Source organism: Clostridium sp. AM25-23AC (assembly GCF_003435125.1).
GTDB classification, from domain to species: Bacteria; Bacillota; Clostridia; order Lachnospirales; family Lachnospiraceae; genus Pilosibacter; species Pilosibacter fragilis.
This window is the reverse complement of the sequence record NZ_QWGI01000047.1, coordinates 1,636-10,965: the sequence shown is the minus strand read 5'-3', so window position 1 is coordinate 10,965 and position 9,330 is coordinate 1,636. Positions and strand designations below refer to the sequence as shown.

13 protein-coding genes are annotated in these 9,330 nt (G+C 56.9%); all 13 read left to right on the top strand.

Annotated features, from left to right (window positions below; translation table 11 throughout):
* On the top strand, positions 1-396 hold a 396-nt coding region (locus DW677_RS16865), incomplete at its 5' end, for a VirB6/TrbL-like conjugal transfer protein, CD1112 family (protein WP_242992223.1).
* A gap of 42 nt (positions 397-438) precedes the next feature.
* A complete protein-coding gene (locus DW677_RS16860) occupies positions 439-1,080 on the top strand; it encodes a septation protein SpoVG family protein (RefSeq protein ID WP_181968390.1) in 642 nt (213 codons plus the stop codon).
* A gap of 9 nt (positions 1,081-1,089) precedes the next feature.
* Complete coding sequence (locus tag DW677_RS16855; RefSeq protein ID WP_015567065.1) at positions 1,090-1,743, top strand: hypothetical protein; 654 nt, start codon at positions 1,090-1,092, stop codon at positions 1,741-1,743.
* 44 nt (positions 1,744-1,787) lie between these two features.
* A complete protein-coding gene (locus DW677_RS16850; protein ID WP_117567875.1) occupies positions 1,788-2,174 on the top strand; it encodes a PrgI family protein in 387 nt (128 codons plus the stop codon).
* 79 nt (positions 2,175-2,253) lie between these two features.
* Positions 2,254-4,521: a VirB4-like conjugal transfer ATPase, CD1110 family gene (locus tag DW677_RS16845; RefSeq protein WP_117567876.1), complete on the top strand. Its 2,268-nt coding sequence runs from the start codon at positions 2,254-2,256 to the stop codon at positions 4,519-4,521.
* A 279-nt stretch (positions 4,522-4,800) separates the two neighbouring features.
* Positions 4,801-6,468: a C40 family peptidase gene (locus DW677_RS16835; RefSeq protein WP_117567874.1), complete on the top strand. Its 1,668-nt coding sequence runs from the start codon at positions 4,801-4,803 to the stop codon at positions 6,466-6,468.
* Positions 6,469-6,490: 22 nt separating this feature from the next.
* Complete coding sequence (locus DW677_RS16830) at positions 6,491-6,757, top strand: DUF4315 family protein (RefSeq protein WP_117567873.1); 267 nt, start codon at positions 6,491-6,493, stop codon at positions 6,755-6,757.
* Entirely contained in the window at positions 6,744-7,391 is a 648-nt protein-coding gene (locus DW677_RS16825) for a DUF4366 domain-containing protein (RefSeq protein ID WP_117567872.1), read from the top strand. Before DW677_RS16830 ends, DW677_RS16825 begins: the two co-directional genes overlap by 14 nt.
* Positions 7,388-7,585 carry a hypothetical protein gene (locus DW677_RS16820; RefSeq protein ID WP_005927616.1) on the top strand — a complete coding sequence of 66 codons (198 nt, stop codon included), beginning with the start codon at positions 7,388-7,390 and terminating at the stop codon, positions 7,583-7,585. The genes DW677_RS16825 and DW677_RS16820 overlap by 4 nt, the downstream gene beginning before the upstream one ends.
* Positions 7,586-7,987 (top strand): cysteine-rich VLP protein, encoded by a 402-nt coding sequence (locus tag DW677_RS16815; RefSeq protein ID WP_055303329.1) that lies wholly within the window; start codon positions 7,586-7,588, stop codon positions 7,985-7,987.
* Between the two features lie 132 nt (positions 7,988-8,119).
* Positions 8,120-8,710 carry a hypothetical protein gene (locus DW677_RS16810; RefSeq protein ID WP_242992220.1) on the top strand — a complete coding sequence of 197 codons (591 nt, stop codon included), beginning with the start codon at positions 8,120-8,122 and terminating at the stop codon, positions 8,708-8,710.
* A 12-nt stretch (positions 8,711-8,722) separates the two neighbouring features.
* Entirely contained in the window at positions 8,723-8,905 is a 183-nt protein-coding gene (locus tag DW677_RS16805; RefSeq protein ID WP_003500078.1) for a DUF4316 domain-containing protein, read from the top strand.
* Positions 8,905-9,246, top strand: coding sequence for a plasmid mobilization relaxosome protein MobC (gene mobC, locus DW677_RS16800; RefSeq protein ID WP_117567870.1), 342 nt, complete (start codon positions 8,905-8,907; stop codon positions 9,244-9,246). Before DW677_RS16805 ends, mobC begins: the two co-directional genes overlap by 1 nt.
* Positions 9,247-9,330: the final 84 nt, after the last annotated feature.

The following is a 9,330-nucleotide window of genomic DNA, read 5'->3' as shown; positions in this document are numbered from 1 at the left end:
GCGATGGAGTTAGGCCCTCTGTTCGGACTCTGGCTCCAGTCCTTCCTGATCCAGCTTACCATGATTGCCTTAAACATCGTGATTTTCGTTATCGTATATGGCCGTATGATTGAAATTTATTTACTCACAAGTTTAGCGCCTATCCCGTTTGCCACCGTCCCCAACAGGGAAACCGGACACATGGGGCAGAACTATTTCCGCTCCCTCTTTGCGGTGGGCTTTCAAGGTCTATTGATCTTAGTCTGTGTCGCCATCTATGCGGTGCTGATCCAGAGTATCGCCACCGACGGCGACCCCATCGGGGCGATCTGGGGCTGCGTGGGATATACGGTGCTGCTGTGTTTTACCTTATTCAAAACAGGCAGTCTTGCAAAATCCATCTTCGGCTGCCATTAAGAGACTTCGGGCCATGCTGACCCGAAGCGGAAAGGAGGCGGTATGCCTCGGCGTTACAAACAGGGTGCGGACGGACAGCCGCACCCGGCTTTCTATGGAAAGCTCCCCGAAGAATTTTCTAAAGCAGACACCATGCGCTTTATGGTGGAAACCGATCTGAAACTGTCCGGGTGCGTATCGGCGGACATGCTGGCGGCACTCCGGGCGGAAGGCTATGACTACAAGGACGGGAACCTTGTTCCCGCCGGAAAGGAGGAAACCATGCAGGAAAAGGTTGCAAACACCACCCCGGCCGCACCGTTGAAGCTGGATGTAAGCGTGCGGGTCATCGAACCTGTGAAAAATCTGATGGGCTTTGCCAGCGTGAAATTCAATGACTGCTTTGTGGTGGAAAATCTGAAAATCGTACAGGGCAGCAAGGGCCTCTTTCTTGGGATGCCCAGCCAGCCGGACGGCAAAGGCGGCTATCGGGATATGGCCTACCCTGTCACAAAGGAGTTCCGGGAACAGCTCAATACTGCTGTTCTGCAAGCCTATGAGGCAAAGCTGGAACAGATGGCGGAGCGCGGCTCTGTGGGGCGTGCGTCCATCAGCGACCAGCTCAAAGCCGGAAAAGCGGCTGCCGAACAGGCAAAGGCAGAGCGGCCTCCGAAGGAAAAGCCCAGCCGCAGCGCAGAGCGTTGACCTCGGGCCATGCTGGCACGAAGCAGAAAGGAGGCGGGAACCATGCCACGCAAACGGACGGGCTATGACGCGGCCTGCTATTACGACGGAAAACTGCTGGGCCGCTGTACCAAAGCGGACAGCGACGCCTATACCCTGTTGATGAACGCCTGCGGCGGGGAGGCTGCCCGTGTTCTTCGGGAATATGCCTATTTTTCCCCAGAACTGAAAGCCATCTTGGAAAAGGCGGCGCTCATGCAGGCGGACCGGAGCCGGACGGGCGGAATGTTCCATGCGCCGAAAAGCTCCCCGTGGGGCGAGGTGCAGAATTGTGAAACCCTCTGTCCGGGGGTGTTTCTGGTATCTACCGCCAGCCATGGCGGAACGATGGTGGCAAACGAGGTAGCCGCCGTTCTCTCCCCAGCGGCCAAAAAATGCGGCTTCAAGGACAAGGGCTATATCTGCTATGAGGAGGACGCACAGGAAAGCGTAGTGCTCCGGGAGCTGCTGGACAAAAAGCTGTGGAAAATCCCTGACCGCATTAAGGACAAAGGACAGTTTGAAGAAAAACTCAATCAGTCCATCCGGCAGTATCACCCCGAATACTGGCGGGCAAGGCAGAGCGGACGAGAGGCCGCCGAAGCTGCCCGCAGCACAGCCCCGGCCAAAGAGGCCGCAAGATAACCTCGGGTCATGCTGGCCCGAAGCAATAAAGGAGGTGTACCAAAATGGCCTATGTGCCAGTACCAAAAGACCTTTCCAAAATCAAGACAAAGCTGGCCTTCAACCTAACGAAGCGCCAGCTTGTTTGTTTTTTCAGCGCGGCGGCGGTGGGCCTCCCGGCTTACCTGTTTTCCCGTGGCAGTATCGGGAACAGTGCCGCCATGTTCCTGATGATCGGCCTCATGCTCCCGTTCTTCTTTCTGGCTATGTATGAACGAGACGGTCTGCCGCTGGAAAAAGTGCTGAAAAACATCATCCGCACCCGGTTCCTCTATCCCCGTGTGCGGCCTTACAAAACCGAAAACTTCTATGCGCTGCTTAGCGCCAGAAAGGAGGCGCAGCCGATTGCGAAACAGCAGAAGGGCCGGAAAGCCCGCAGGCAGAAAGCCTGAAAAGCAGGGCCTTACCGGCCTGTTCACGAAAGGAAAGAACATTCCCACCACCGCCCAGCAGACCCTCCCTTACCGGGAAATGTACCGGGACGGGGTGTGCCGGGTAGCGGACCGCTATTACACCAAAACCATTGAATACGAGGACATCAACTACCAGCTCGCACAGTCCGAAGATCAGGCAGCCATCTTTGACGGGTGGAGCGCCTGCCTCAACTACTTTGACAGCAGCCTTCCGTTCCAGCTTTCCTTCCTCAACCACCGGAGCCGCCCGGGCAGCCGGTACAGCGTGAACATCCCCATGCAGGACGATGATTACAACAGCGTCCGGTGTGAGTATGTGGAAATGCTGGAAAACCAGATCGCCAAAAGCAACAACGGCATTGTCCGCACAAAGCTCCTGACCTTCGGCGTGAATGTGGACGACCTTTCCACCGCCAGGGCAAGGCTGGAACGTGTAGAGGCGGACATTTGCGGGAACTTCAAAAAGCTGGGCGTCAAGTGCCGTTCCCTTTCGGGGCTGGAACGGCTGGAGCTTCTTCACGGGCAACTCCACCCCGGCAGCGGCTCCCCCTTCCGGTTTTCATGGGATATGATCCCCAAAACCGGGCTTTCCACCAAAGACTTTATCGCCCCGGACAGCTTCGATTTCCGTTTCAGCCGTCTGTTCCGGGTGGGGACGACTTGGGGCGCTGCCTCCTACTTGCAGATTTTGGCCTCGGAGCTCTCGGACAAGCTGCTGGCGGAGCTTTTGGAAATGGACGCGGAAATGACCATCACTCTCCATATCCAAACCGTCGATCAGGCCGCCGCCGTAAAATCTATCAAGGCCAAAGTCTCCGACATTGACAAGATGAAGGTGGAGGAACAAAAGAAGGCAGCTCGGTCAGGGTACGACATGGACATACTTCCGCCCGACCTTGTAACGTACAGCAACGACGCAAAGACCCTTCTGGAAGATTTACAGAGCCGGAATGAAAGAATGTTCCTGCTGACCTTCCTTGTGGTAAACATGGCCCCGACCCGCCGGGAGCTGGACAATGACCTGTTCACGGTGTCGGGTATCGTCCAGAAATACAACTGCACCTTGAAGCGGCTGGACTTCCAGCAGGAGGACGGTTTTCTTTCCAGCCTTCCGCTGGGTCATAACGGCATTGAGATCAAGCGTGGCATGACGACCAGCTCCACGGCCATTTTCGTTCCCTTTATGACGCAGGAGCTCCGCATGGATGGCGAAGCCGTCTATTACGGGCTCAACGCACTTTCCCATAACGTCATCATGGCAAACCGGAAAAAGCTCAAAAACCCCAACGGCCTGTTCCTCGGCGTGCCGGGCTCCGGCAAATCCTTTGCCGCAAAGCGAGAGCTTGTGAACGTGTTCCTTGCCACCCGTGACCGGATCATTGTGGTGGACCCGATGGGCGAATACTCGCCCCTTATCAAGCGGCTGGGCGGACAGGTCATCGAGATCGCCCCGGACAGCCCCCACCACATCAACCCGATGGACATTGACCTGAGCTTTGACGAGGAAAACCCGATGGCGCTGAAAGCCGACTTTATCCTGTCGCTGATGGAGCTGATCGTCGGCGGCAAGGATGGCTTGCAGCCGGTGGAGCGGACCGTCATTGACCGCTGTGTACGCCAGATGTACCGGGAACACTTGCAGGACCCGGAAACAAGCAAAATGCCGACCCTCCAAACCCTGTATGACCTGCTCTGTTCCCAGCCGGAGGGCGAGGCGGCACGGCTGGCAACTGCCCTTGAAATTTATGTGTCGGGTTCCCTTAACGTATTCAACCATGAAACCAATGTGGACTTGAACCGCCGTCTGGTATGCCTTGACTTAAAAAAGCTGGGGGCCGGGCTTCGGACGATTGCCATGCTCATTATGCAGGACTTGGTAAACTCGCAGGTGTCCATGAATTTCCTGCGTGGTATCGCTACATGGTGCTACTTCGACGAGTTCCATGTGCTGCTCCGCGACCGGCTGACGGCAAGCTATTGTGTGGCGATCTGGAAAATGCTGCGAAAAAAAGGGTGCGTTCCGAGTGCTTTAACGCAGAACGTAAAGGATTTTCTGGCAAGCCCGGAGATTGAGAACATCTTTGAAAACTCGGACTTCCTTGTGCTGCTCTCGCAGGCACAGGGGGACCGGCAGATTTTAGCCAAACAGCTTGGGATCAGCCCCCACCAGCTTTCCTATGTGACCCATACCAATTCCGGCGAAGGGCTGCTGTTCTTCGGGAATACCACCATCCCGTTTGTTGACCGCTTCCCGCAGAATACCGAGCTGTACGCCATTATGACCACCCGCCCGGAGGACAAAAAACAGGAAATGAACCGGGCATAACACACTTCGGGCCATGTTGGCCCGAGGTTTGGAAAGGAGGGATACGTCATCGGAAAGAAACCGGACAAACGGAATTTTCAGAGGCCGGGGCCGACGGAGGATACCGGGGGCAATCGCCCCGGACCGGCTGAACGGGAAGGGCCTTCCCCCGCACCATCCCGACGCCTGCGGTTTGAGGACGAGGATACCGGACAGGACAGCCCTTCGGGCCATGATGGCCCGAAGTCCAAAAGCGGCAAGTTTCAAGAGGACAGCCGGAAAAGCCGTCCCTCTGACCGCATGAGGAAGGAGGATGAAGCGGGCGGGCCGCAGGATACCGGCAAGGCACAGGAGCCGGAGGGCTCTGCCGAGAAGGCCGGGAGCAAAAAGGATAAGTACCAGAAAGCACAGGCAAAAGCGGAACACGCCGGGGAAAAGCTGGGAAAGGCTCGGGAGAAACTGGACAAGACCGAGGCAAAACGGGCAGCGAAGAAACCGCCGGGGCTTGCGAAGAAAGCTGTCCGGGGAACCCGCACCGAAGCGTGGTTTTATCTCCACAACAAAATTCACGAAGTTGAGCATGAAAATGTGGGTGTGGAAGGAGCCCATAAGTCGGAACTTGTGGCCGAGGCCGGAGCCCGGAAACTGACCCGGTATGCCAAACGCCGCTGGCAGGAGCACCCGGCCCGGAAGGTGGCAAAATGGGAACGGAAGGACATAAAAGCCCGGGCCAATGTGGATTTTCAAAAGATGGCCTCCGAGCACCCGGAGCTTGCCAGCAATCCGCTTTCCCGTGTGCAGCAGAAATGGAAACTGAAACGCCGGTATTCCAAAGAAGCAAAGGCGGCTGCAAAACAGGGCGCAAAGGCCGCAAAGAAAACCGCTGCCGCTTCGGGAACTGCGACCCGTCGGGCGGCGCAGTTTGTGACCCGTCATCCCGTGGCGGTGCTGGTCCTGCTCCTGCTGTTGCTGCTCTGTTTTCTTGTGTCGGCGGTAAGCTCTATCTTTCCCACGCTTGGCAGCGGCCTTGCCAATGCGTTATCCGGCACCTCCTACGCCTCGGAGGATACGGACCTGCTGGGGGTGGACGAGGACTACACGGCACTGGAAAACGAGCTGGCGCAGACGGTAGCGAACATCGAAAGCACCCATCCCGGCTATGACGAGTACCGCTATTCCGTGGACGAGATCGGCCATAACCCCTATGAGCTGGCGTCCTATCTCTCGGCAAAGTACCATGTGTATTTCCGGGAACAGGTGCAGGACGAACTGCGGGAAATCTTCGAGGCACAGTATGAGCTGACCTTGACGGAGGAAGTCGAGATACGCTACCGCACCGAAACCAGCACTGACCCGGAGACCGGGGAAACCACCACCGAGGAAGTCCCCTATGAGTATTACATTCTCAATGTGACCCTCACAAACAAAACGCTGCCCGCCGTGATCCTGCCGAGGCTTAACGAACAGCAGCGGGAAATCTACATCGTTATGCAGCAGCTCAAAGGCAACAAACCCTATCTGTGGGAAGGGATTTACAACGGCGGTGAAGATACCGGCCCCAGCTATGAGATACCCGGCGAGGCGCTGGATGACCCGGCTTTTGCGGCGCTCATGGAAGAAGCCACAAAATACATCGGCTGGCCCTATGTGTGGGGCGGCTCCAGCCCGTCCACCTCCTTTGACTGTTCGGGCTTTGTCTGCTGGGTGTACACGGCCAGCGGCGTCCACAACCTGCCCCGTACCACGGCGCAGGGCATTTATAACCAGTGTGCCATCATTTCTCCCTCCGAGGCAAAGCCCGGCGATATTATCTTTTTCACGGGAACCTATGACAGCCCCGGCCCTGTGTCCCATGTCGGGATTTATGTGGGCGACGGGATGATGCTCCATTGTGGGTCGCCCATCCAATACGCAAACATCAATTCAAGCTACTGGCAAACACATTTCTATGCCTTCGGGCGTTTGTGAGCCAGAGGAAAGGAGTCCTTGCATGAACAAGATCGACAAGCTCGATAAGGAACTGGAAAAAGCCCGGGAGAAGGCTGCCGAGTGGCAGGCCAAAATCCGGGAGCTGGAAAAGCAGAAACAGGAGGAAGAAAACAGCCAGATCGTGCAGGCGGTGCGCTCCCTCAAACTGACACCCGCCCAGCTGATGGCTTTTCTGAATGACCCCAAAAACAGCCTTACCACTTCGGGCCATGCTGACCCGAAGCCGAAGGCACCCGAAAAGGAGGACACAGCCCATGAAGAAAACTAAATTTCGCAGGCTGGCGGCGATGGCTGCCAGCCTTTTGTGTTGCCTGATCTTTACAGTCCCGGCCTACGCACAGAGCAGCGAGCCGCAGCCGGAGACAGCTCCCTCCCCGGCAGAAACCGAAGCAGAGCCGGAAACCCAGAACCCCTTTACCCCGGACGGGACGGGAACCGTGGTGGACAACGCCACCGACGAGGATGGAAAGGAGTTCTACACCATCACCACAGCAGACGAGAGCGTGTTTTATCTGGTGATCGACAAACAGAAAACCAGCGAGAACGTCTATTTCCTCAATACCGTTACCACAGACGATCTTCTGCCTCTTGCCGAACAGGGTAAGGAACCGCCCAAAGAAGTGACCCCGGAGCCAGAGCCAAAGCCCACCGAACCGGTGGAGGAAGTACCGGAACCCGAGCCGGAGAAAAAGGACAGTCCCCTTCTCTCTCTGCTCCTGATTGGCGCGGTGGTGCTGGCCGGCGGTGGAATTGGTTACTATTTCAAGATTTACAAGCCGAAGCATGAGGCCCCGGATTTGGAGGATGATTACTGCGAATATGAGGACGGGGAGCTGGAGGAGATCGCAGAGGAACCCGAGGACGAAGATACCCCGCCGTGGGAGGAAGATACGGAGGAATGAGAATGAATTTTACAAGCAGCCCTTTTGAACGAATGATGAAGGAAGTACCGCACCCCGGCTGGGACAATGACGACCCTTGTAAGGGATGCCGTTACTACAAGGAGTGCAAAGGAAAGAAAAAACAGTGCCGGAAGAAGTTCCGGGCGCTGATCGTGGAGCCCCGCCCTTCGGGCCATCGTGGCCCGAAGTCTTAAATGGACGCCCGGGAGCTGACCCGTGACGAGAAGAAGAAAATCCGTTCTCTTGTCATGGGGATGTGCGCCAACTATGACCGGGAAAGCGGCCTGTGCCTTCCTCTTGACTGTGCCTGCTATATGCTGCACAAGTGCTGGACAGGGGCGTACTGCCGTTATTTCCGTGAGGCTGTCCTGCCCCTTAACCCGGAGCTTCAAGCGTCGCTGACAACGGAAGGCATCTCCCCGGAGCTGCGGGCCTGTGCGGTCTGCGGAAAGGCATTTTTGCCCGAGGGGCGTCAAGCCTACTGTTCCGACGCCTGCAAGGCCGAAGGGAACCGCCGGAAAAGCCGGGAACGCATGAGGAAAATGCGGGAGAAAAGGCCGGGCGGCTGTTACGATTTGCCGCCTCCAAAGGCTTGACATTCCGGGCTTTTTTGAGGGTGTTTCCGGGGTGGGAATATCTTATTACATTCCTCCCCGGTCTGCCCTCTTATTTCGTAACATCCAGCACTTCGGGTCATGTTGGCCCGAGGCACAGAAAGGAGGGATCTCTTGGAGACAGTACAAGGATATGTGATTTTGAAAGCTGCCACCTTTGAAACCGGACACGGCTTTGCGCTGGGGCATAATCCGGGAGCACCGAGCCCCTTTGTGACCTGGCAGTTTACCGAGGGGGAAAACGGCCATCGGGATTACTACTGGGGCCGCTATGGAACCAGTCAGGCGTGGGCGCAGAGGGACTTTGACCGCCGGGTGGACGACTATCAGCAGCTTTACCATGCGGCGGTCAAGCATACCGAGCTGGGACCGGAGGGCGTTTACCGCTATTATTCCACCCAGCGGCCCGTGGACATAGGAACTTACCCGAAGCCGCCGGATAACCAGCCTCTTTCCATTGTCAACTACGACGATGACAGGCGGCGTCCTGTGGCAGACGGCAGGCTGATGGCATGGGGCGAACTGACCTACGCAAAGCCGCTGACCGAAAAGCAGATGGAGGATTATGAACTGAAACCAGCACCGGGCAATCCTGACCGGGTGCGCCCATCCATTACCGCCCGGCTCAAAGAAGGAACCAGAGGGCAGGACCCCCTGAAGGAGCCCGGCCAGAAGCGGAGCCATCAAAACCATGAGGAACGATAAAGGAGGATCGCCATGCACGAAAAAGACAACTATCTGAAAACCGCCGAGCTCTCCACGGAGCAGAACTGCAACATGATCGACGGCGTACCCAACAATACGCCCATCCCACCCACGCCCCCGGAGCTGGACGCAAAGCCGCTGGACAAGGTAAAGGAGCCCAAAGAGCGCCGGAAAGGCCGGGAGCTGGAACGCTGATGGAGAACCGCAAGCGGAATGTCCATCTGCACGTCATGGTAACGCCGGACGAGCTGGCAGCCATCCATGAACGGATGGCTGAGGTGGGCATTTCCAACGCCGGTGCTTATGTACGGAAAATGGCTCTGAATGGGTATATCCTGCACATCGACCTTGCGCCCGTAAAAGAGCTGATCTCTCTGCAACGGCGCTGTTCCAACAATCTCAATCAGGTCGCCGTACACGCACACACCTATGGCGTGTACCCGGAGGAAATCGACGGATTGAAGCGGGACTATGAAAAGCTGTGGGGCGAGGTGTCAAAGGTGCTGCGGGAGCTTTCCGAGCTGGTGGCAAAGTAAGACGAGGGCGGCAGGCTTCCGTTGCGGGGCTTGCCGCCCTGCTCTTTTTTTTACCACTTCGGGCCAGTATGACCCGAAGGTTTG